Here is a 22,902-nt window from a genome sequence, read left to right on the forward strand (position 1 = left end):
CGAAAATGATATCAGAAAGTTATATTAAAGACCTTCTCTTATCAATGGGTTACATAAAGAAAAATCATATTTATGAAAAATTTTTCCCATCTGTCGATTGTTATATTAAAGTGGATTTGAAAAACAGAACAATAATCTATCCTGAAGATCGGGGAATGACGATTTCTAATAGAACGACGTGCAATTTTTCCGCTCCTGAAAATTTTGTCGTATTGGAATGTGTGACAAGGCTGTTTGACAAGGGGTATCGCCCGGAGCATTTAAATTTAGAAAAAGAGTGGACGCTGGGGCATGAGTCGAAAGGCGGACGGGCTGATATTTGCGTATCTGATCAGGAAGGGAATACGCTGTTTATTGTTGAGTGTAAAACTTACGGCAGAGAATATGAAAAGGAATATAAAAATATAGTAAATGATGGTGGCCAGTTATTCTCATATTGGCAGCAGGAAAGAAGCTGTAAGTTTCTCGTTCTTTATGCGTCGAAATATGAAGGCAAGCAGATAAAATGGGATACGGAAAGTATTGATTGTTCTGACGATGCGAATATTGTTGCTTTATCCCAAAAAGATGACTCTATTAAATTATTTAAAAATGCACATACAGTTTCGGAATTATATTCGGTGTGGGATGAAACGTATGAAAAGCGATTTTCGGGAGATGTAATTTTCAGAGATGATTCAAGCGCATATCAAATCGGGGTAAAACCGCTTAGAAAAGCGGATCTGAAAGATTTTGCGGACAATAATAAAATTGTAAATAAGTTTGAAGAGATTTTACGTCATAATAATGTTTCGGATAAGGAAAATGCATTTAACCGTTTAGTGGCTCTGTTTATTTGTAAATTAGTCGATGAGATTCAAAAAGATATGGAGGAGATCGTAGATTTTCAGTACAAAGTCGGCACGGATACTTACGAAAGTTTGCAGGACAGGCTTCAGCGTCTACATAAAGAAGGCATGGAAAAATTTATGAAAGAAGAAATTTTTTATGTGCCTGATGACTATGCCGAAAATTTAGTTCGTCAATATACCGGACAAGAGAGAAAAAATATGATCGCTCATCTGAAACATACGCTGCGTATATTGAAATTTTATACAAACAATGATTTTGCGTTCAAAGACGTTCACAACGAACAATTATTTTTACAAAACGGTAAAATATTAGTAGAAGTTGTTCAGTTGTTTGAAAAATTCAGAATAATAGGATCTGAAAATCTTCAGATGTTAGGAGATTTGTTTGAACAACTGCTCAGCAAAGGCTTTAAGCAGAATGAAGGTCAGTTTTTTACTCCTGTTCCGATCACAAGATTTATATGGAACAGTCTGCCCGTCGAGAAAATACTTAAAACCGAAGAAGGTGCGGGCTTGCCGAAGATCATCGATTATGCCTGCGGAGCCGGACATTTTTTGACGGAAGGGTTTGAAGCTGTCTCAGCATGTGTTAAGGCAAATGATAGTTTAAGAGAGCTTGACCGATCTTTTGCCGAGAACAATATTTTCGGGATTGAGAAAGATTACAGATTAGCCCGCGTATCTAAGATCTCGCTGTTTATGCATGGTGCAGGCGAGGGAAATATTATATTCGGAGACGGTCTGGAAAACTATCCTGACAAAAATATAAAACCGAATACATTTGACATTTTAGTAGCGAATCCTCCGTATTCTGTATCTGCGTTTAAGCCCCATTTAAAGCTTAAAAATAATTCGTTTTCTATATTAGATACTATTTCAAATAACGGATCTGAAATAGAAACATTATTTGTCGAGAGGATTTCCCAGCTTTTGAAACCGAACGCAGTGGCGGCGGTTATTTTGCCGAGCAGTATATTGAATAAGGAAAATGAAAGTTTTATCTGCGCAAGGGAATCTATATTAAAGAATTTCAAGATAAGGGCGATCGTTCTTATGGGAAATAAGACGTTTGGCGCGACAGGAACGAATACGGTTGTGTTGTTTCTGGAAAAATATAATGAACCGCCGAAAAAAGCCGATTTGATCGAAGACAGCATCGACGCTGTTTTTAACGGATGTAATTTGGACGGATGGGAAGACAAAGCGATATTGGAACAGTATTTGAAAAAGATCGACGTAAGTTCTGAAGTCTATGAACGGTTCTTATCAGAAGCGGTTGATATCGGCGATATAGAAGATAAATATTTTTTAAAGTATAAAGAAGCTTTTTTGGCATTATCAAAAACGAAAGAAAAGCAGAAACAAAAGACGTTCGGTAAATTATCAGAAAAAGAGCAGAAAAAACTGCTGACAAAGCAGTATTATCAATATGTAAAAAAGATAGAACGGGAAAAAATGAAATATTTCTCTTTTGTTTATGATCAAAGGACATTGATCGTGGCAGCTCCGGATGATAACAAAGGTCAGGAGAAGTTTTTAGGTTATAAATGGAGCAATCGAAAGGGGCAGGAAGGAATACAGATCATAGATGAAGGCGGGATGCTGTATGATGCGGAAAACAGGATGTCTGATCGTACGATTGCAAGTCTGATCCGAAAAATGTTTAACGGAGAGGAAGTGTCTTTAGATGATCTGGAAGAGTATTATTATTATCTTCATACGAAAGATATGATCAGTTTTAGCGAGGTGTATTTTAACAAAGCTATAAAAACTACGAAGACGCGGCTTCTGAAAGATGATCCGGGCCTGACGGTATATTCCCTTTCTGATGAAAAGACGTTTGATATAACGATCGGAGACCGGGTTTTGTCGGAAGAGATCGTTTCCGGAGGAAGAGTGCCTGTTTACAGCGCGAATGTGTATGAAGAGTTTGGCAGGATCGACAAAGAAAATATGAAAGATTACAGCCGTCCTTCGGTGATATGGGGAATCGACGGTGATTGGATGGTGAATATCATTCCGGCCGGTGTGCCTTTTTATCCTACGGATCATTGCGGCGTGTTAAGGATCAAAACCGAAAAAATCCTTCCCGAATATATGATGTATGCGCTTCAGGCTGAAGGTGAATATGAAAGGTTTTCCAGAAACAACAGAGCTTCCGCACAAAGGATCAGATCGTTGGTTGTTCAGGCGCCGGAAACAAAGATCCAGAAGAATATAATCGATGAGCTTAAAGCGTTAGATGATAAGATAAACGGACAAAATGCTGAAATTGAAAAATACGAGAATAGTATCAGGACAAAATTTGATCAAATATTTCATTTGGAGGAGTTTATTTCCGATGGAGTATTTTCAAAGTATGAAGGGTATTCCGTAGAGGATTTATGTATTGACGGGAGAGGCAGAGTGATCAATCAGCAGTATATAGAAAATCATAAAGGTCCATATCCGGTATATTCTTCTCAGACAACAAACGACGGTATATTCGGATCTATTGATACGTTTGATTTTGACGGAGAGTATATTACGTGGACGACTGACGGCGCGAAAGCAGGAACTGTTTTTTACAGAAACGGAAAATTCAACTGTACAAATGTATGTGGAACACTGAAAGCAAAAAACGATAAGGTAAATATGAGATATCTGGCATATTTGTTGAATCGGATCGCTTATAAGTTTGTAAGTCGTGTGGGAAATAATAAGCTGATGAATGACGCTATGAAGAAAATCGTAGTACCTGTTCCGACAAGACAACTGCAGGACGAGTTTGCTGATTTTGTGCAGTCCGTTGAGAAATCGAAGTTTGAATGTATCGGTAAAAAGGAAAAGTTTGAAATTGAAAAGGATGCTTTTGTCCATAAATATTTCAGGTGAATATATTTTTGACTGCCGCAAAGGAGATTGTTTTGAAGAAAGAAGAAAAAAGATTAATTGAAATCATCAGAGATGTACTGGCGGGGAAAAACAAGTCCGAGTGGTCGATGCAGATTTCAAAAGAGGAAATCGAACGTGTGATAAAGTGTGCAAGAGTACACGGAGTCTTACCGTTTTTGCAGGAATGTCCTGTATTTATGGAGGAACCGTATCGGGAAAAACTGTTTTTTTATTTGAAAGATTATGCATACAAAGACGCGCAGCAGGCGTATGCGGCAGAGACGTTGTTTGAGTTGTTTGAAAAAAACGGGATTTATTGTATGCCATTGAAAGGAATACGGACAAAGCAGTTTTATCCGTACCCGGAATTTCGTACGATGGGAGATCTGGATATTTTATATAAAGAAGATCAGACAAAGAAATTAAAACAGGTTATGCAGGATGCCGGATACAAGTTCGGGGGATATAACATCAAGCATGACGAATATGAAAAAGACGGCGTGACGATTGAAATGCACAGAGATGTTCTGTTCAGACTGACCAATGCATACGACTATTTTGCTGATATTTGGGAGCGGGCAATTCATGCAAAAGGGAAACAGTATATATATGAAATGAGTTTGGAAGATCATTACTTGCATTCGGTGTGCCATCTTGCCGAGCATTTTGTGAGAGGCGGCATCGGAATCCGAATGGTTCTTGATATTTATATTTTGTCGGAAACGCCACGAATGGATAAAGCATATGTGCAGCGGCAGCTCAAAGCTTTGAAACTTCAGAAGTTTGAGGAGAATATCAGGTCTTTGGCACAGCTTTGGTTTTCGGATGATGAGAAAACTGTGAGAACGGAAGTATCGGATGAACTGGAAAACTATGCTTTGTCAGGCGGTATTTTCGGCAGCAGGGAAACAGCGCGCAGGAACGGAACTGTGCTGTATGAATCAAAGAACAAGTTTGTAAAACAGTTGGTCTTTCCGTCTTATGAGGTGATGAAGACATCTTGTCCGTGGCTGAAAACACCGATTTTGCTTCCGGCTGCGTGGTTGGTTAGATATAAAAGAGCATTGACAGCAAGCAGGGGAAATATAGGATATCATATTGAAAGAGCAAAAACTTTTGACCGTGTTGAAGATCAGGAGCAAAAAGAACGGTGTCAGTTTTTTGAAAGATGCGGTTTAGAAGACGTTTCGGAGAATTTTTGATAAAATACAAAATGAGATTTTAGACACAGTGATAACAGGATTACTTAAGGAGCGTTATGAGAAATAAGAAAATACAGATTTTGCTCGTATTTGTTTTGGCAATCGGACTTTTCGGTCTGCTTTTCTATTGGAGATACGGGGAAAAAAAGCAGATGGAGAGCTTAAACGGGTTGCAGGAAACGTACAAGGAGTATGATAAAAAGATCCGAGAGATACGCAATGACATGGAAAATAAAAAAGCAGAAGTGAATGATATTGAGAAACCGGCGAACGTAATTCTTGCATTTTCAGAGGAAGATCAGGAACTGATGGATCGGATCGTTCCGGCTCTTGAAGGCAGAGGGATACAGGCCACTCTTGTTTTGAAAAACACAGCGGAGCATCATCAGGAAACAGTGACGTATTTAGGACAGCAAGGCTGGGATTTCGCTTTTGGAGGTGAGATCGGGGAGGAGAAAGACGCTTATATAGAAATGCTGAAAAGTACTGTCAAACAATACGAAGAAAGTACGGGAAAGATTGCGGGCGCCTATTTTTTTAACGGTAAGGAATATGGAAGAGGAAGCAAGATTTTATATCCGCATTTTACAGAAATGGATTTTAAGATCGGGGTGGCTTTTGCGAAAGATGCATCTTCTTTGAAGCATGGAAAAAATACAGATTACAATATGGAGATAGAAGAATGCCAGAATATTTCCATGCGTGAAGATATGGAAACGATCGAAAATATTTTGGATCAGGTCATAGAAGCGAGAAGCGTAGTTGTTTTATCGGATTTTAGTTTGGAACGGCAGATGGAGATTGCAGGCGAGGCTTCGCTGGAGCATTTTGAGGAAATACTTGATCTGCTCTTACAAAAACAAAGTGAAAGTGATCTTGTAGTCGGAAGCGTTACATGTTATGAAGGAACTTTAGAAGACAGAGCGAACAGAATAGAACAGCGTCGTCAGAAATATTCGGAATACGAACAGAAGTGTCTGGAAGAAATCGAACAGTTAACAAAACAGCGTGATGAAGCGCTTGAAAAACAAGAAGTGAAAAAATAGAGGGAGTTTTCTCGGAAAAAGGACAGATTAGATTTGTGATTCGGGAGGAAGTACAGTGGGGATTTATGAATTTGCAGGATGTGTTGTATCTTATGAACCGCTTTACGGTCTGCTTCGGCGGCGTATGGAGACGTATCGGTCGGATACAGAGGGGCAGCCTGATATAACGCTTGACGGTACGAAAGAAGATTATGAAAAACTGAGAAAGCAATATCCGCACCTGTCTATAGAAGAGTGTGAATATAGTTGTGCCGGAGCTGAATTTTATATGAAACTGTTAAAACATCAAGGGTTTATGATCCATGCTTCGGCAGTAGAAAAAGAGGGAAAAGCCTATCTTTTTTCGGCTCCGAGCGGAACAGGGAAATCTACGCATGCGCAGCTTTGGCGGCAGACGTTCAAAGGAGAACCGATTCGGATCATTAACGATGACAAGCCCGCAGTTTGTCTGCAAAACGGCGTATTTTATGCATGCGGGACTCCGTTCAGCGGGAAAACCGATAAAAATGAGAATCGCAAAGCGCCGATACAAGGACTTTGTATGCTGCATAGAGGAAAAACAAATAAAATACAGAAGATTACTTCGGGGGAAGCTCTTCCTCTGATATTGCCGCAGACATTATTTTACGGAGATGAAGAAGAGACGAATTTGCTGCTCTCTTTTTTAGATCGTTTTTTACAGTCTGTTCCGGTTTACAAAATGGAGTGTACTATGGAAGAAGAAGCGGCTAAGACGGCATATTTTTGTATGAAAGGAGAAGAAAAATGAAGATAAAAATAAAAGAAGGTTTTTTGCTTCGCAAGGTGGCAGGAGATCATGTCGTAGTTCCGGTCGGTGAAGCGGGAAAAGTATTTCACGGGATGATCCGGTTAAATGATACAGGCGCATTTTTGTGGGAACAGTGCCGAAAGGAAACGACGAAGGAACAGGTTTTACAGGCAATGGCAGAAAAATACGAAGTTGATGAAAGCGTTGCGGCCGATGATTTGGACCGCTTTTTACAACAACTGCGAAATGCGGAAATATTGGAAGAAACAAATGAGTGAATTTAAAACAGAAAAATGTGAGGATAGTAAAAAAGAAGATAAACAGGAAAGTAAACAGGAAAGTAAACAAGAGGGTAAAAAGGAAGAAGGCAGGGAAGATAAGAATTTGAAAAGCCGTGGATTAGAAGAAATCCTGAAAGAGCAGGGGAAGCTGGTTCTTACGGCTGAGGGAAACAGCATGCTGCCATGTATCCGCCCGAAAAAGGACGTATTGATCTTAGAACCTGTAAAAGAAGAGGTTTGTCGTCATCAAGTAATCTTGTATCGAAGAGAGAACGGCGCTTATGTATTGCACAGAGTGATGGAAAATTCGGATCATAATAGTTACGTTCTTTGCGGAGATAATCAGTATCGGAAAGAATATGGCGTGCAGCCGGAGCAGATTCTGGCTGCGCTGACCGGATTTTACAGAGGGAATCAGTATATAGATTGTGAAAAAAATAAAAAATATAAACAATACGTAAAGTTATGGTGCAGTCCGCTGTTTCCGAGACGGTGTGCCGTATGGGCAGTAAAAGCGGTGATGAAAATACGAAGCCGGGCAAGCAAAAGATGAGTCGGCGCGGCACAATAATGAGTTGGAACAGGCGGATGCCTACTCCAGAATCTCTTTTGCATTTTCAGCGGTAATGCCGCATATTTCGGCAATGGATTTATAAGATTCTCCGCGGGAAGCAAGGCGGAAGTATCGAATATTATATCTCGTCTTCTTTTCCGTCGATGAGATAATCGTATGAAACGTGGAAAATCTCAGAGAGTGCTTTTAGCTCCACATCTGTGACATAGCGTTTATTTGTTTCGATTCTTGTAATGACGTTTTTATCCATATCATAGCCGTTTAATTGAAGCTGATAAGCTAAAAGCCGCTGCGACATATTATGCTTCTCTCGAAGTTTGATGAGTCTTTTACTGATCAGATTTTTTTCTCCGGTAGATGTTCTTGGTTTCGGCATAAGTATATTCCTTTCTGAGAACGGTGCGCTTGAAAATGTCTCATTTTCTGCACTTTTTATTGATTTTACAAGGGAAAAGATCTGCGCGGGGTTGTAAAAGTGATACAAAATATCGGATATCGAACGAGAAGTTTGCAAAAATTTAACATATCAAACGGAGTGTAATTCTGGATTTTTTGTCTTGAATATGTGATAATAAAATTAAAAGAAAAAGTACGTGAAAAGAGGAAGATTTATGCCTACGACATATGCACATTACAAATTTGGAAAAGAAGTGATCAGCGCGCTTCCGAGGCCGCTTCGCAGCACAGTTGAGAATCACAGAGAATTATTTGATATCGGACTTCATGGTCCTGATATTCTTTTTTATTATCATCCGATGAAGAGAAATACAGTGAACGGTCAGGGATATGACCTTCATGATAAGCCGGCGGATCTGTTTTTCCGCCACGCTGCGGAAACTGTGAAAAAAGCGGAAGATCCGGCAGCGGCAAGAGCATATATTTACGGTGTCATCTGTCATTTTGCTTTAGACAGTGAGTGCCATCCGTATGTTGAGAAGATGATCCATGAAAGCGGAATCAGCCATTCGGAGATCGAGATGGAGTTTGACCGGCTTCTCTTAAAGGAAGATTATATTAATCCTGTGCGTTATCTTGCCACAAAGCATATCCGTCCGACGAAGGAGAACGGGGCGGTCATAGCGCCGTTTTTTGAAGATCTGACAGCAGAGACGGTACAAAAAGCTTTGAAAGGGATGATTATGTATCATAAGCTTTTGCTGGCGCCCGGCGCGGTAAAAAGGAAGATCCTTTTCGGCGGAATGCGGCTATCAGGGCAGTATGATTCTCTGCATGGGATGGTTATGAGTCTTGAACCGAATCCGGCGTGTAAAGAGTACTGTCGTCTTTTAAAAAGGCTGTTTGCCGGGGCAGTTCCGCTGGCGGCGGGATTGATCATCCGTTACCAGAAAGTTTTGTTTGAGGGAGACGAAATTCCGGAACGTTTTACAAGAACGTTCGGCGCAGGTGAGGGATGGAAAGATCTGCCTTTATAAACAGGCGATAAGCTAAAGCAAAACATGAGCCGAAGACCGGGCAGATGTGGAAAGGATGCGGTACAGCCGTCATGCGGTTCGGGTCTGGCGATGGCAGAATGAGGGAAAGGGAGACAAGGCGATGAAATTTAAACTGACTTCGTTAGAAAAAAAGTGGGTTCTTTATGATGTGGGAAATTCGGCGTTTACAATGATGGTATCGACCATATTTCCGATTTATTTTAATTATCTTGCGGGAAACGCCGGTATATCGGACGTAGATTATCTGGCGTACTGGGGATATGCAACTTCTGTGTGCACGCTTCTTGTGGCGATTTTAGGGCCGACGCTCGGAGCGATTGCGGATACGAAAAATTTTAAGAAAACAGTGTTTTTTGTTGCGATGGGAGTAGGTGTTTTCGGATGTATTTTGTTAGGGTTTCTGTCATCGTGGATTTGGTTTTTAGGTATTTTTGTACTGGCAAAGACCGGATATTCGGCAAGTCTGATTTTTTATGACGCGATGCTTACTGATGTGACCGACCCGGAACGGATGGACGCAGTTTCGTCTCACGGCTATGCGTGGGGATATATCGGAAGCTGTATTCCGTTTGTGGCATGTCTCGGCGTTGTGCTCGGAGCAAAACCGTTGGGGATCGGAATGCAGACTGCGATGATCATTGCGTTTATTATTACTGCGCTTTGGTGGCTGTTATCGTCTGTACCGCTTCTTCGCTCTTACAGACAGAAATATTTTGCCGAAGTAAACGGACATGTTGTAAAAGACAGTTTTAAGCGGCTTGGGAAAACTTTTGCGGAGTTGGTTAAGGAAAAGCATATTTTTGTATTTTTACTTGCGTTTTTCTTTTATATTGACGGTGTGTATACCGTTATTGATATGGCGACAGCGTACGGACAGGCTCTTGGATTGGACAGCACGGGACTTTTGCTCGCCCTTCTTGTGACACAGATCGTTGCGTTTCCGTCTGTACTTATTTTCGGAAGGATCGTAAAGAAAGTTTCTCCGGAGAAGATCATTACTGTCTGTATCATGGCATATTTTGGAATTGCAGTGTATGCATATTGGCTGGATACTCAGTTTGATTTCTGGATGCTCGCAGTTCTTGTGGGAATGTTCCAGGGAACGATACAGGCGCTTTCAAGATCATATTTTGCGAAGATCATACCGGCGGAGAAGTCGGGAGAATATTTCGGCATTTATGACATTTGCGGCAAAGGCGCATCGGTTATCGGAACGGCGCTCGTATCTTTTATCAGTCAGATGACGGGGAGCATCAATATTGCTGTCAGCGCACTTTCCGTGATGTTTTTAGTTGGGCTTGTATTATTTAGATATTCGGCAAAATTAAATAGCGTGCGATGAAAATCGAATGAGGAAAACATATGGGATGAAAGAGGTGACAGGATGGAGGAATTTGTCAAATTAAAGGATATCACGAAAGTTTATCATATGGGAGAAGTGGAGATCCGGGCAGCAGACAATATTAATTTCTCTATCAAAAAAGGAGAGTTTGTTGTAATTGTCGGACCAAGCGGCGCGGGAAAAACGACGGTGCTTAATATTTTAGGCGGCATGGATACCGCGACAGGCGGAACGCTGACAGTGGACGGAAAAGATATTACGGCGTATGATTCCCGACAGTTGACCGGATACCGCAGGGATGATATCGGATTCGTATTTCAGTTTTACAATCTGATCCCGAATCTGACCGCGCTTGAAAATGTAGAGCTTGCGCTTCAGATATGTAAAGATCCTCTTGATGCAAAAAAGGTATTGGAAGATGTAGGGCTTGGCGACAGATTGGATAATTTTCCGGCGCAGCTTTCCGGAGGCGAGCAGCAGCGTGTTTCGATTGCCCGCGCTCTTGCGAAGAACCCGAAGTTGCTCCTTTGCGACGAGCCGACAGGAGCGCTTGATTATAATACGGGAAAGGCAATTTTGAAGCTTTTACAAAACATGTGCCGGGAACGGGGGATGACAGTGATCGTGATTACCCATAATCAGGCTCTTGCACCTATGGCAGACAGATTGATTCATATTAAGAACGGGCAGGTGTCTCATATGGAAACAAATGAAAACCCGATGTCGATCGATGAGATCGAGTGGTAGTTCGGATAAAAATAAGAAATGGAAATGGCAGGCGGTGTGAATGAAAAAACGTGCGCTGAGAAAAGATTTTTATATGGAGATCAGACGCAGCCTCGGGCGTTTCCTTTCCATCTTTTTCATCGTTGCGATCGGATGTGCCTTCTTTTCGGGAATACGTGCCTCGGAGCCGGATATGCGTTATTCGGGAGACGCGTATTTTGATAATAAGAATATGATGGATCTTAGGATCATCAGTACGATGGGATTGACGGAAGATGACGTAAAGGCGGCTTCAAAAGCAGAAGGGATCGGGCATGTGGAAGGCCGGTATTCTGTGGACGCTCTTTTGGCAGACGGTGATAATCAAATCGTTGTTCATGTCATGTCTATGCTTCCGACGATGAATGAGATACAGCTTGAGGACGGCAGGCTTCCGAATAAGGAAAATGAATGTGTCGTTGATGTGGATTACATGGAAAAAAGCAAACTGAAGATCGGAGATACGATCACGTTTTCAAGCGGTACGGATGCCGAGGTTACAGATTCTTTGAAAACGGATACGTTTCGGATCACAGGTACAGTGAGCAGTCCGGAGTATATTGCTTTTCAGCGGGGCAGTACGACAATCGGAAACGGAAGTGTGCGGGCGTTTGTATATGTACAGGAAGAAAGCTTTGCAATGGACGTCTATACAGAGATTTGTATTCAGGCGGCAGGAGCAAAAGAATTGACGGCATTTACTTCGGAATATGAAGATACGGTCGCGAAAGCAAAAGAAAATATTGAGAAGATCAAGGAGCAGAGACAAAAAGCCCGGTATACGGAAATTGTCGATGAGGCGAACGGGAAAATTGCGGAGGCGGAAGCCGAAGTAACAGATGCACAGACGAAGCTGGAAAACGGGAAAGCGGAAGCGGCGGCAAAGCTGGCGGATGCAAGGCAGAAACTGGAAAACGCGCAGGCACAGATCGATAGTGGGAAAGTGCAGTTGGAGAACTCCAAAGCGGAGGTTGCCGCAACAGAGCAGACCTTGGCACAGAAGCAGACAGAAGTTCAGAACGGAACAGCGGCGCTTGATCAGGGAATTGTGCAGTTGAATCAGCAGATTGAACAATTAAATGCGGTGAAAGCGCAGTATGAGGCTTTGAAAGAAAGCGGAATGACAGACGAAGAAACGCTTGCGGCGTTGGAGCAGATGAGCATGCAGATCCAGATCGGAGACGCAGCTGTGGTCGAGGCACAGGCGCAGATCGATCAGACGAGAGCTCAGCTTCAATATGCGCAAGGGCAGATTGATAACGGGTATGCACAGCTTGAGGCGGCAAGGCAGCAGATCGCAGGCGCGGAAGCCGGGATCATATCCGGCGAGCAGGAGATTGCTTCCGGATGGGAAGAGTATTATGCAGGTGAAGCAGAGGCAAACGCCGAGATCGCCGAAGGCGAGCAAAAGATAGCGGAAGCGCAGGCAGAGCTGGCTGATGCGAAAGCGGAAGTTGCAGAACTGGAAAAGCCGAAATGGTACATTTATGACCGAAATGACCTTCCGGATTATTCGGGATACGGTGATAATGCGGACCGAATGAAAGCGATCGGCGAAGTGTTCCCGGTGATATTTTTCCTAGTGGCGGCACTGATCAGTCTTACGACGATGACCCGTATGGTAGAAGAGCAGAGGACTCAGATCGGAACATTAAAAGCGCTTGGATACGCGAGACATTCGATAGCGGGGAAATATTTGGGATATGCGTTTCTGGCGACCCTTCTTGGAAGCGCGGCCGGTATTTTTACCGGGGAGAAGATATTTCCGTATATTATCATCAATGCATACGGGATAATGTATAAACACATGAATGAACTGCTCATACCGTATAATGTGATGTACGGGATAGGAGCGGCGGGAACGGCGCTGTTTTGTACATTGGCGGCGACGATACTGGCATGTTATAAGGAACTGCGCGAACAGGCGGCTCAACTGATGCGTCCGCCGACGCCGAAGCAGGGTCAGAGAGTCGTTTTTGAGAAGATTACATTTTTGTGGAAGCGGCTGAATTTTTCCTGGAAAGCAAGCGTGCGTAATCTTGTCAGATATAAGAAACGGTTTTTTATGACGATTTTCGGCATCGGAGGATGTATGGGACTGATGATCGTAGGGTTCGGTTTGAAAGATTCGATCTTTGCGGTTGTCGATATTCAGTACGGCGAGATTCAGCGATATGACGGAACGGTCATTATGGCGGAAGGCGCTTCGGAAAAAGAAAAAGGTGAAGTCGCGCAGATGCTTGGAAAAGAAACAGAAGTAGACGATGCGATGGAAGGCATACTGACTCAGATTACAATCGGAAACGGAAGTAAATGGCACGATGTCTATCTGGATGTGCCGAAAGATAAAAAGCAATTCCCGGAGTTTGTGACTTTGAAAGAAAGGACGACGGATAGAAGATATTCTCTGGATGAAAAAGAAGTTGTTTTGACAGAAAAAATCGCGAAGGAACTGGAAGTACAGGCAGGAGACATGATTACGATCCGTGATGAAGAGAAAGGAGATCTCAAGGTCAAGATCAAAGCTGTCTGCGAAAATTATATGGGACATTACCTGTACATGACGGCAGATGCGTATGAGGCTGTTTATAACGAAAAACCGGAGTACAATGCCGTTTTCTATAAGACGGTTTCAGGAACGACAAAAGAAGCGCAAAGTGTCGGCGAAGATATTCTTCAGCTTCCGGGAGCGTTGAGTGTGAGCTATACGACTGATTTGAAACAACAGGTAGACGATATGTTGGGAGCGCTTGACATTGTGATCGTTGTTCTGACAATATCGGCAGGAATGCTGGCATTTGTCGTTTTGTATAATCTGAACAACATTAATATTACAGAGCGAAAGAGAGAACTGGCAACGCTGAAAGTTTTAGGATTTTATCCGAATGAAGTTTCGGCGTATGTATATCGGGAAAATATCGTACTTACGGTTTTAGGCGCTCTTTTCGGCGTCGCTCTCGGAAAGATACTTCATCGCTTTATCATTGTCACTGTCGAGATAGATACGGTTATGTTTGGCAGAAATATCGATATGAGCAGTTTTGTATACAGTTTTCTTTTGACGGTTGCGTTCTCTATGATCGTAAACGGAGCGATGTATTTTAAACTTAAAAAGATCAATATGGTCGAATCACTGAAAAGTGTGGAATAAAAACCTAAAAAGCATTTTGTCAAGGCTGTGCGTTGAAGCGATTCCGGATCGTCCTCACCGCGCAGCTTTATATTATCGGCAATGAGCGGTCTGTTAAGGCAGCGTTAAGAAAGTGTTAGGAAAATGTAGGGAAAGGGTAAAATGGAATTGACATACCGGTTGGCGGATGTTAATTTAAAAAAGCGCGTCGAAGCAGACGTGTGTATAAAGAAAAACAGAATATAGAAAAAATAAGACGATTTACAAAAGGAGAAAAATGGAATGGGAATAACAGACGTACTTGCTTTGCTCGGCGGTCTTGCATTGTTTTTATACGGAATGCAGATGATGAGCACGGGATTGGAAGCAGCAGCCGGCAACCGGATGAAGTCGATCCTTGAAAAACTGACATCGAACCGTATAAAAGGTGTGCTTGTCGGAGCAGCCATCACAGCGGTCATTCAGTCGTCTTCTGCAACGACGGTCATGGTAGTAGGGTTTGTAAATTCAGGATTGATGACATTAAAACAGGCGGTATGGGTGATCATGGGAGCCAATATCGGAACGACGATTACAGGTCAGCTCATTGCTCTTGATATCGGAGCGATCGCTCCGCTTTTTGCGATCGCAGGCGTAGGAGCGATCATGTTTATCAAAAGTGAAAAGGTACATCATATCAGCAGTATTTTTGCCGGACTTGGTATTCTTTTTATGGGAATGGATATGATGGGGGCGGCAATGTCGCCTTTGAAAGAGTCGGAAGCGTTTATCAGTCTGATGACGAAGTTCGACAATCCGCTTCTCGGTATTTTGGTAGGCGCGCTTTTTACGGCAGTGATCCAGTCATCTTCTGCATCGGTCGGTATTTTGCAGGCGCTTGCGTCTACCGGTATGATCCCGCTCTCAAGCGCGGTGTTCGTTTTGTTCGGACAAAACATCGGAACATGTATCACGGCAGTTTTGGCATCGATCGGAATGAAGGTAAATGCAAAGCGTACGACGGTTATCCATCTGTTATTTAATATAATCGGCACGGTATTATTTACGGTGATCTGTCTTGTGACGCCGTATGTGACATGGATCGAAGCGATGACGCCCGGAGATCCGGTGGCGCAGATCGCAAATGCCCATACAGTCTTTAATATCGTGACGACACTGCTGCTTCTTCCGTTTGGAACACATATGGCGAATATAGCGGTTCGCATTCTTCCGGACAGCAAAAAGGCAGACGATGAAGACCTTCGCCTGAAATATATCCGTCCGTTTGAATCTTCCTATGCGATCGGCCACAGCGCGGTGGCAGTGTCACAGGTTCGTGATGAAGTTAACAGAATGAGAGATATGGTGGCGAAAAATATAAGCGACTCGTTTGACTCGCTTGTTCAATATGATGAGAAACTTCGCAAAAAAGTGTCTGAGAGAGAAGAATATATTGATTTCCTCAATAAAGGCATATCCGAATATATCGTTTCACTTATGGCAAGCGAGATGAATATGTCAGATTCGAGAAAGATCAACGGATATTATGCGATTATAAGCAATCTGGAACGGATCGGAGATCATGCTGTCAATCTTGCAGAATATGGCGACGATATGAGAAAATGGGAGATTGATTTTTCAGATACGGTTAAAGAAGAACTCAATGAGATGAAAGCGCAGTGTATTGCGGCGCTTGATAATCTGAAAGAAGTAACTTCCGAAAATGTAGAACGGATACTAAGTCAGGCAGTTATCATAGAGCAGAAAACGGACGATATGCGGGATAAGTATTTTAAAAAGCAGATGCAGCGTCTGAAAAAAGGAAAATGTAAGCCGCAAAGCGGTATCGTCTTTTCTGAAATACTGACAGATTTTGAAAGAATGGGCGATCACGCATTGAATATCGCACAGCAGTACAGAGAAATGGAATAGAATAGAAGAGAAGACATCTCACAGGAAGTGGGGTGTCTTTTTTATATGTGAAAATCATCTGTTATAAAAATGTCTCATATTTTCAACCGATTTTCTTGATTCCGGCAAAAACAGATTATATAATCGGTTGTAAAAGTGATACAAATATTGACGAAAAAGACAGGTGATGCAAAGTGAAGCGAAAAAGAGATCAGAGAAGATGCAGGGGTGCGGCAGGAAAAATTCCGGCGTTGATTTTTTGCGCGGCGGCAGTTTTGTGTATTGTGATATGGGTGATGCGTCACGCGCAGATGCAGGAGGGAAACGAACCGGATGTTGTGGCGAGCCGATGTGAAAATAATGTGTATGATCTGACCGTTGCGGCGAATTGTGATGAAATCAAAGATGCAGAAGCATTTGCGGAAAAAGTTGTTCAAAAATACGAAGAAAACTCATTTCGCACAACGAAGTTTTCGGTAGATTTAGGAGAAGATATTGATTTGGTTCGCTTTCATGTTTATTTAAGAAGGGAAGAGATAGGGGAAAAAGAAGAATTGTTTCAGATTCGCTATCAAGACGGAGATATAATACTGGACGGAATCAACGGAAAGAGGTAAAATCATATTATGAATTTAAACAGGACGTTTCCGCAGAGCAAATAGCCGGACAGGATCTGTAAGAACACGGCGCGTCTGATATGCGGGAATAGTGAGGAGGTTAGTATGGGAAGTATATGGCATGATATCAGTGAGGAAAGGATTTTTCCGACAGATTTTATCTCGGTGATCGAGATTTCAAAAGGAAGCAAGAAAAAATACGAATTAGATAAAGAAACAGGGTATATCATCCTTGACCGAATCTTGTATACGTCAACGCATTATCCGATGAATTACGGATTTATCCCGAGAACCCTCGGAGACGACGGCGATCCGCTCGATGTGCTCGTGATGTGTTCAGAGCCGCTTGAGCCTTTGACTCTTGTAAGATGTTATCCGATCGGCGTTATGAAGATGACAGACGGAGGAGCGGGAGATGAGAAGATCATAGCGATTCCGTGGGCAGATCCTACATATGAGGCGTATACGGATATTTCCGAGCTTCCAAAACATATTTTTGAAGAGATCAAACATTTCTTTACCGTATACAAAGATCTGGAAGGTAAGAGAACGGCGGTGGACGAGTTTGAAGGCGCGCTTGGCGCAGTAAAGATCATCGAAGAATGCATCGACCGCTATAAAGAGAAATACGGTTCGGGCGAGTCTGATAAAACAACAGAATAATAAGAATAATAAGAAGAATAAAAAGATAGAGTAAGGCAGAACAATAAACGTAGTATCAAAGCACAGAGGCGTACGAAATGTAGGCCGGCTGAAAGGAGCTGAAGGCGATTATGGATAAACTCAGTGATAATTTGAAAAAGATCTTTCTGGCAGGGATCGGAGCAGTTGCCGTTACTGCCGAAAAGTCAAAAGATCTTCTTGATGAAATGGTAGAAAAGGGAGAACTGACAGTAGAGCAGGGAAAAGTGCTGAATGAAGAGTTAAAGCACAATGTGAAAAAGACAGTAAAAGAGAAGGTGAATGCGCTGAAACCGGCATCGGCAGAGGAACTTTCGGATCTTCTTGATAAGATGACGCCGGAGCAGATTGCCGCTTTGAAAGAGCAGATCCTGAAAAAAGAAGAAGCGAGCGAAACTGCGCCGGATGAAGCATAATTATGAGCAGTATAGAACCGATGGAATATAATTCAAGGCTGAAGGAAATTGTGGCTGTGCTCCGCAAACATAGTATTACAAAGGGAGTGACGCCTTTAAAGCTTCGGGAAATCATAGAAGATCTCGGACCGACATTTATTAAACTCGGTCAGATCATGGCGATGCATTCTGATATTTTACCGAAGCGTTATTGCGATGAGCTGATGCAGCTTTGTTCAGATGTAAAACCGATGCCGTTTGAGGAAGTTTTATCGGTCATAGAAGAATCTTACGGGCGGTCGTGGAGAAGAGTTTTCTCCCATATAGATGAATCTTGTCAGGGGGCGGCGTCGATCGCGCAGGTGCATCGCGCCACGTTAAAAAGCGGAGAAGAAGTTGTCGTAAAAGTCCAGCGCAGGGGAATTTATGAAAAGATGGCAAGGGATATCGAGCTTCTTCGCAAAGCGATCAAATTAATGCCGCCTGTCAGTTTGAAAAATATGGCTGATTTTGATCTCGTTTTAGACGAATTGTGGACTGTGACGAGAGACGAGATGAACTTTCTTACAGAAGCATCTAATATGGAAGAATTCGCAAGGAGAAACAAAGACGTTCATTTTGTCGGAACACCGAAATTATATCAGCAGTATACGACTGTCCATGTACTTGTTATGGAATACATCGATGGATGTGCGGTAGACGATAAGGAGCGGCTGAAGGAAGAGGGATATGACCTTAAGGAGATCGGCAGCAAACTTGTCGATAACTACATTAAACAGGTGATGGACGACGGATTTTTTCATGCAGATCCTCATTCGGGAAATGTAAAGATACGAGACGGCAAGATCGTATGGATCGATATGGGAATGATGGGGCGGCTTACGGAGCGTGACAGAGAGATGCTTGGCAAGGCAATCGAAGGGATCGCTTTAAACGATATCGGTTTGATCCGGCAGGCAGTGCTCGGTCTGGGAGAATTTAAAGAGCGTCCGGATCAGAGAAAATTATACGAAGGTATCGAAGGACTGATGTTGAAGTACGGTCATGAAGATATGGGCAAGATCAATGTCGGGGAAGTTACGGTTGATCTGATGGATGTGATGAAAGTCAATAAGATCAGAATGCCTCACGGGCTGACGCTTTTGGCGAGAGGCCTGACCCATATGGAAGGAGTTCTGGCAGCGATCGCGCCTGATATTAATATGGCGGAAATTGCCGCCGCCCGTATTTCGGGAGATTTTTTCCGTAATTTTGACTGGAAAAAAGAATTGAAAAGCAGCGGAAAAAGCGCAGTGAAATCGATGCGAAAGGCGTTGGATATCCCGTCGATGGTGTCTGATATGATGGCGGGATATTTAAAAGGACAGGCAAAGGTGAATCTTGATCTGCGGGCATCGGATGATCTTGCCTTTCTGCTGCGCAGACTTGTAAGAAACATTGTTATGGGTTTGTGGGTCATGGCGCTTCTGATCAGTTCAAGTATTATCTGTACGACAGATATGAGTCCGAAAATACTCGGCATTCCGGCGCTTGGGGCGATCGGATATATTCTTGCGTTTTTGATCGTACTATACGTATTTATCAAACATATTTTTTCGAGAAAATAAAATCAGGTACAAAGTAATGGAAAAAAACAGAAACGAAAACAACAGAAAAAATCCTCTGAATAAAAGTTTTGGGTATGCTTTTGAAGGAATCCGGACCGGAATCCGTAAAGAAAGAAATATGAAGATCCACTGTCTGGCAGTGATTGCGGTAACCGTTGCCGGAACTTTTCTTCATATTAAACCTGTCGAGTGGTGCATCTGTTTGCTGTTGTTTGGTCTGATCCTGTCGCTGGAGCTTGTGAATACGGCGTTGGAAGCGGTGGTAGATCTTGTGACTAAGGAGAAAAAACCATTGGCGAAGATCGCGAAAGATACAGCGGCAGGGGCGGTTCTTGTATCGGCGATCGCCGCAGCGATCATCGGATGCATTATTTTTGTTCCATATTTGTTAGAATTGATAAAATCAAAGAGATAGTGTATTATTATTGACAGACACTCAAAATGCATCAGGACAGACAAAGGTGAGAGAAGACAGGAAAGGAAAAGCTGAAAATGAGCGAGAAAGAAACAAAAGTGACAAAACAGGAGACATTGGCGGCTCTGCGCAATCCGGGTGAATTATATGTTATTATGTCGGCAGCGACAAAGATGCCGTTTGTAAAATGTGACGAGGAGACATTTGACGATGAGATCTTCCTTTATTATCAGATGGAAGATGCAAAAGACAAGGCGCGTAAGCTTCTTGATGAAAAATATGTAAGCGCTGTGGCAAAGCTTGCGAAAGAGCAGCTGCTTCCTTTTTTCACAAGTCTTTATATAATGGGAGTAAACGCACTGGCGGTCAACAGCGGAACAGATATGGAAATTACAGTTCAGCTTTCAGATCTGGTAACGAGAAATATACCGAAGGAACTTCCGGAAGGAAAGCAGATCGTGGAAAACCCGGCGCTCCATCTGACGGCGGCTTATTTTATGCAGGAACTTAGAAAACAGGAGCAGCCGCAGATGACGGAAGAATTAAAAGAACTTCAGGAAGAACTTTTGGCTCATTACGGAAAGGGAACGTTTTTGATTCCTGTTGAAGAGAACGGTCAGATTCCGATACTGAAGCAAAAAGACGGTTCGCTGTATCAGCCTGTTTTTACGGATGTGCTGGAATTTCAGAAGTTCACGAAAGGAAGACCGGTCAGATCGGCAGTTGTTCCGGGGGAAAAGATCGCAGAATTGCTGATGGAAGATGTAAAAGGCGTTGTGCTGAATCCTCTCGGAGTGAATGTGCAGCTTCAGGTGGCACGAAGAAAGAGAGAGTAAATGGAAGAATTAGTAGTGTATTTGAGAAAAGAATATTTCAGGGCAGTCGATCTTACAGATAAGAGCGGACATATATTGGAGTTTAAATATATGCCGAAAACGGTCGACGTGTACGAGAAAGGATTGTCCGTATTTCATATGGAATACGTGATGGAAAACAGGACGAAAGTAAGAGTCATTGAATTTTACCTGACAGATTTCGGACTGCGTGGGAAAGGCTATGGAACGGCATGTATGAATGAGATCGTGACAGAGCTTGGCAAAAAAGGGATTACTTTAATCTATGCTCCGACAGGTTATGATCTTGCTCCGCTTGGTTATACAGGTCCGGCGCAGTACAAGGAACTGATGGCGGGATTTTATGAGAAAACAGGATTTACGACAAGCGGAGACGGAGATCTGATGATGAAGATCCTTGACTGAAAAAAGACGAATAAAGGGAGCGGCGGCATGTATAAAATACTGATTATTGAAGACGATTTGACAATGGCGCAGGCAATCCAAAAAGAGATGAAGATGTGGGGAAACGACGCGCAGTACGTTCAGGATTTTAAAAACGTACTTGAAACTTTTGCGGAATTTGACCCGCATCTTGTTCTTATGGACATTACTCTGCCATTTTACAACGGGTACCACTGGTGCAGCGAGATTAGGAAAATATCGAACGTACCGGTAATTTTTATTTCTTCGGCGGCTGATAATATGAACATTATCATGGCTGTGAATATGGGAGGAGATGATTTTGTTCCGAAGCCGTTCGATCTCAGTGTGCTGACGGCGAAGGTCCAGGCGGTACTTCGCAGAACATACGACCTGTCCGGAAAAGTACCGGTTCTTGAGCATCAGGGAGCAATACTGAACTTGAATGACGCGTCGCTTACTTATAATGGGGAGAAGATCGATCTTACGAAAAATGAATTTCGTATTCTTCAGACACTGATGGAAAATAAAGGCCGTCTCGTAAGCAGAGATACTTTGATGACCCGGCTGTGGGAGACGGATAATTATATTGAAGAAAATACGTTGACGGTCAATATCGCCAGACTGCGCAGAAAACTGGACAAAGCGGGACTTACGGATTTTATTTCCACAAAAGTCGGAGAAGGTTATATTATCAGACAGGAACGGCAGGTGAGCGAATGAAACGATTTTTAGGCTATCTGTATGACTGCCGTTATATGTGGATTTGGTTTATTTTGAGCGGGGGCGCTTTCGTACTCTGTTTTGCGTTGTACGAAGTGGAGCTTAAAGCGGCGGTATATCCCGTGCTTTTAAGCGCGGTGTTTGGGATTCTGTTTTTCGTTTTAGGGTATCTGAGACGGGAGAAAAAGTACAAACGTCTTTTTCAGATCAGTGAGACCGGCGGTATCGTATCGGAAAGTCTGCCAAAACCGGACTGTATGACGGAAAGAGAATATCAGAAGATATTGCTTAGATCCGAAGAAGAGTACAGAAAGCAGAGGGAAGAATGGCAGGCAGCCAGAAAAGATATGAATGATTATTATGCGACATGGGTACATCAGATCAAAGCTCCGATCGCAGTGATGCGGGTTTTGCTTCAACAGGAAGATACTCCGATCAACAGAGAGCTTACAGGAGAATTGTTCCGGGTAGAACAGTATGTGGAAATGGCGCTTTGTTACGTGCGTTTAGGAGAAGGTGCGTCCGATCTTGTGATCAAAGAATATCCTCTGGATGATATGATCCGAAAAGCGATCCGAAAGTATGCGGGACAGTTGATCAGAAGGAAACTTAGGGTCATATACGAAGGAACGGATATCTGCGTTCTCACAGATGAAAAATGGCTTGTGTTTATTATTGAGCAGCTTTTGTCGAACGCAGTAAAATATACGGTAAGCGGAAATGTGACGATCACGGTAGACAGAGAGAAAAAGCAGCTTAGTATCAGCGATACGGGAATCGGTATTTCACCTGAAGATCTTCCCCGTATTTTTGAAAAAGGTTATACCGGATATAACGGAAGGCTGGATAAAAAATCTACAGGAATAGGACTTTACCTTTGCCGGACGGCGGCGGATAAGCTGGGACATAAGCTGACGGCGCAGTCAACTGTAGGAAAGGGAAGCAGCTTTACGATCGATCTGTCGTCCTATCCGTTAGAAGTTGAATAAAGGCTGCATGGAAATGCCTTACAAATTTGTCACATAGGCGG

The 22,902-nt window shown here is 42.8% G+C and carries 21 protein-coding genes; 20 read left to right on the forward strand and 1 reads right to left on the reverse strand.

Translation table 11 applies throughout. From position 1 onward, the window contains the following. Positions 1-5 precede the first annotated feature (5 nt). Genes RUMTOR_RS11195 through RUMTOR_RS11220 form a run of 6 tightly spaced genes read left to right on the forward strand, consistent with a single transcriptional unit; the run spans position 6 to position 7,576 of the window. Positions 6-3,725, forward strand: a complete 3,720-nt coding sequence (locus tag RUMTOR_RS11195) for an N-6 DNA methylase (protein ID WP_044998274.1) — start codon at positions 6-8, stop codon at positions 3,723-3,725. Between the two features lie 32 nt (positions 3,726-3,757). Further along, positions 3,758-4,927 (forward strand): nucleotidyltransferase domain-containing protein, encoded by a 1,170-nt coding sequence (locus RUMTOR_RS11200; protein WP_009243276.1) that lies wholly within the window; start codon positions 3,758-3,760, stop codon positions 4,925-4,927. A 56-nt stretch (positions 4,928-4,983) separates the two neighbouring features. Continuing rightward, positions 4,984-5,973: a hypothetical protein gene (locus tag RUMTOR_RS11205; protein WP_004847980.1), complete on the forward strand. Its 990-nt coding sequence runs from the start codon at positions 4,984-4,986 to the stop codon at positions 5,971-5,973. A gap of 55 nt (positions 5,974-6,028) precedes the next feature. Further along, positions 6,029-6,742 (forward strand): hypothetical protein, encoded by a 714-nt coding sequence (locus RUMTOR_RS11210; RefSeq protein WP_044998276.1) that lies wholly within the window; start codon positions 6,029-6,031, stop codon positions 6,740-6,742. After that, a complete protein-coding gene (locus RUMTOR_RS11215) occupies positions 6,739-7,020 on the forward strand; it encodes a PqqD family protein (RefSeq protein WP_004847983.1) in 282 nt (93 codons plus the stop codon). The genes RUMTOR_RS11210 and RUMTOR_RS11215 overlap by 4 nt, the downstream gene beginning before the upstream one ends. After that, entirely contained in the window at positions 7,013-7,576 is a 564-nt protein-coding gene (locus RUMTOR_RS11220; protein ID WP_004847985.1) for a S24/S26 family peptidase, read from the forward strand. Before RUMTOR_RS11215 ends, RUMTOR_RS11220 begins: the two co-directional genes overlap by 8 nt. A 139-nt stretch (positions 7,577-7,715) precedes the next feature. Here the strand turns inward: RUMTOR_RS11220 and RUMTOR_RS11225 are convergent, their stop codons facing one another. Continuing rightward, on the reverse strand, positions 7,716-7,973 hold the full coding sequence (locus tag RUMTOR_RS11225; protein ID WP_004847990.1) for a helix-turn-helix domain-containing protein: 258 nt from the start codon (positions 7,971-7,973) through the stop codon (positions 7,716-7,718). A gap of 235 nt (positions 7,974-8,208) precedes the next feature. Between RUMTOR_RS11225 and RUMTOR_RS11230 the strand changes: the two genes are divergently transcribed. From RUMTOR_RS11230 to RUMTOR_RS11295, 14 genes are all read left to right on the forward strand, one after another. After that, positions 8,209-9,030, forward strand: coding sequence for a zinc dependent phospholipase C family protein (locus RUMTOR_RS11230; protein ID WP_004847991.1), 822 nt, complete (start codon positions 8,209-8,211; stop codon positions 9,028-9,030). 121 nt (positions 9,031-9,151) lie between these two features. After that, positions 9,152-10,393: an MFS transporter gene (locus RUMTOR_RS11235; protein WP_009243271.1), complete on the forward strand. Its 1,242-nt coding sequence runs from the start codon at positions 9,152-9,154 to the stop codon at positions 10,391-10,393. A 42-nt stretch (positions 10,394-10,435) separates the two neighbouring features. Then, the gene (locus tag RUMTOR_RS11240) at positions 10,436-11,140 is read left to right on the forward strand and encodes an ABC transporter ATP-binding protein (protein ID WP_004847993.1); all 705 of its coding nucleotides are present in this window, start codon (positions 10,436-10,438) and stop codon (positions 11,138-11,140) included. Positions 11,141-11,180: 40 nt separating this feature from the next. After that, entirely contained in the window at positions 11,181-14,309 is a 3,129-nt protein-coding gene (locus RUMTOR_RS11245) for an ABC transporter permease (protein WP_004847995.1), read from the forward strand. A gap of 261 nt (positions 14,310-14,570) precedes the next feature. Then, positions 14,571-16,199 (forward strand): Na/Pi cotransporter family protein, encoded by a 1,629-nt coding sequence (locus RUMTOR_RS11250; RefSeq protein ID WP_004847999.1) that lies wholly within the window; start codon positions 14,571-14,573, stop codon positions 16,197-16,199. Positions 16,200-16,372: 173 nt separating this feature from the next. Continuing rightward, the gene (locus tag RUMTOR_RS11255; RefSeq protein WP_009320019.1) at positions 16,373-16,795 is read left to right on the forward strand and encodes a hypothetical protein; all 423 of its coding nucleotides are present in this window, start codon (positions 16,373-16,375) and stop codon (positions 16,793-16,795) included. 105 nt (positions 16,796-16,900) lie between these two features. Continuing rightward, on the forward strand, positions 16,901-17,458 hold the full coding sequence (locus RUMTOR_RS11260; protein WP_004848005.1) for an inorganic diphosphatase: 558 nt from the start codon (positions 16,901-16,903) through the stop codon (positions 17,456-17,458). Between the two features lie 110 nt (positions 17,459-17,568). Then, positions 17,569-17,892 carry a phasin family protein gene (locus tag RUMTOR_RS11265; protein WP_004848007.1) on the forward strand — a complete coding sequence of 108 codons (324 nt, stop codon included), beginning with the start codon at positions 17,569-17,571 and terminating at the stop codon, positions 17,890-17,892. Between the two features lie 2 nt (positions 17,893-17,894). Further along, on the forward strand, positions 17,895-19,478 hold the full coding sequence (locus tag RUMTOR_RS11270) for an ABC1 kinase family protein (RefSeq protein WP_004848009.1): 1,584 nt from the start codon (positions 17,895-17,897) through the stop codon (positions 19,476-19,478). 16 nt (positions 19,479-19,494) lie between these two features. Beyond that, positions 19,495-19,893, forward strand: a complete 399-nt coding sequence (locus RUMTOR_RS11275; protein WP_004848010.1) for a diacylglycerol kinase family protein — start codon at positions 19,495-19,497, stop codon at positions 19,891-19,893. A 77-nt stretch (positions 19,894-19,970) separates the two neighbouring features. Continuing rightward, complete coding sequence (locus RUMTOR_RS11280) at positions 19,971-20,729, forward strand: SseB family protein (RefSeq protein ID WP_004848013.1); 759 nt, start codon at positions 19,971-19,973, stop codon at positions 20,727-20,729. Beyond that, positions 20,730-21,152: a GNAT family protein gene (locus RUMTOR_RS11285; protein ID WP_004848015.1), complete on the forward strand. Its 423-nt coding sequence runs from the start codon at positions 20,730-20,732 to the stop codon at positions 21,150-21,152. A 27-nt stretch (positions 21,153-21,179) separates the two neighbouring features. Further along, positions 21,180-21,872: a response regulator transcription factor gene (locus RUMTOR_RS11290; RefSeq protein ID WP_004848017.1), complete on the forward strand. Its 693-nt coding sequence runs from the start codon at positions 21,180-21,182 to the stop codon at positions 21,870-21,872. Beyond that, a complete protein-coding gene (locus RUMTOR_RS11295; RefSeq protein WP_004848019.1) occupies positions 21,869-22,861 on the forward strand; it encodes a sensor histidine kinase in 993 nt (330 codons plus the stop codon). The genes RUMTOR_RS11290 and RUMTOR_RS11295 overlap by 4 nt, the downstream gene beginning before the upstream one ends. The last annotated feature ends 41 nt before the right edge of the window (positions 22,862-22,902 follow it).

This window comes from [Ruminococcus] torques ATCC 27756 (assembly GCF_000153925.1).
In the GTDB taxonomy this organism is placed as follows: Bacteria; Bacillota; Clostridia; order Lachnospirales; family Lachnospiraceae; genus Mediterraneibacter; species Mediterraneibacter torques.

Bases quoted from the DNA above. Each gene is read 5' to 3' on its own strand.
- RUMTOR_RS11195 (WP_044998274.1), top strand. From the start codon at position 6: ATGATATCAGAAAGTTATATTAAAGACCTTCTCTTATCAATGGGTTAC.
- RUMTOR_RS11205 (WP_004847980.1), top strand. From the start codon at position 4,984: ATGAGAAATAAGAAAATACAGATTTTGCTCGTATTTGTTTTGGCAATC.
- RUMTOR_RS11215 (WP_004847983.1), top strand. From the start codon at position 6,739: ATGAAGATAAAAATAAAAGAAGGTTTTTTGCTTCGCAAGGTGGCAGGA.
- RUMTOR_RS11220 (WP_004847985.1), top strand. From the start codon at position 7,013: ATGAGTGAATTTAAAACAGAAAAATGTGAGGATAGTAAAAAAGAAGAT.
- RUMTOR_RS11225 (WP_004847990.1), bottom strand. From the start codon at position 7,973: ATGCCGAAACCAAGAACATCTACCGGAGAAAAAAATCTGATCAGTAAA.
- RUMTOR_RS11230 (WP_004847991.1), top strand. From the start codon at position 8,209: ATGCCTACGACATATGCACATTACAAATTTGGAAAAGAAGTGATCAGC.
- RUMTOR_RS11235 (WP_009243271.1), top strand. From the start codon at position 9,152: ATGAAATTTAAACTGACTTCGTTAGAAAAAAAGTGGGTTCTTTATGAT.
- RUMTOR_RS11240 (WP_004847993.1), top strand. From the start codon at position 10,436: ATGGAGGAATTTGTCAAATTAAAGGATATCACGAAAGTTTATCATATG.
- RUMTOR_RS11245 (WP_004847995.1), top strand. From the start codon at position 11,181: ATGAAAAAACGTGCGCTGAGAAAAGATTTTTATATGGAGATCAGACGC.
- RUMTOR_RS11250 (WP_004847999.1), top strand. From the start codon at position 14,571: ATGGGAATAACAGACGTACTTGCTTTGCTCGGCGGTCTTGCATTGTTT.
- RUMTOR_RS11260 (WP_004848005.1), top strand. From the start codon at position 16,901: ATGGGAAGTATATGGCATGATATCAGTGAGGAAAGGATTTTTCCGACA.
- RUMTOR_RS11265 (WP_004848007.1), top strand. From the start codon at position 17,569: ATGGATAAACTCAGTGATAATTTGAAAAAGATCTTTCTGGCAGGGATC.
- RUMTOR_RS11270 (WP_004848009.1), top strand. From the start codon at position 17,895: ATGAGCAGTATAGAACCGATGGAATATAATTCAAGGCTGAAGGAAATT.
- RUMTOR_RS11275 (WP_004848010.1), top strand. From the start codon at position 19,495: ATGGAAAAAAACAGAAACGAAAACAACAGAAAAAATCCTCTGAATAAA.
- RUMTOR_RS11280 (WP_004848013.1), top strand. From the start codon at position 19,971: ATGAGCGAGAAAGAAACAAAAGTGACAAAACAGGAGACATTGGCGGCT.
- RUMTOR_RS11285 (WP_004848015.1), top strand. From the start codon at position 20,730: ATGGAAGAATTAGTAGTGTATTTGAGAAAAGAATATTTCAGGGCAGTC.
- RUMTOR_RS11290 (WP_004848017.1), top strand. From the start codon at position 21,180: ATGTATAAAATACTGATTATTGAAGACGATTTGACAATGGCGCAGGCA.
- RUMTOR_RS11295 (WP_004848019.1), top strand. From the start codon at position 21,869: ATGAAACGATTTTTAGGCTATCTGTATGACTGCCGTTATATGTGGATT.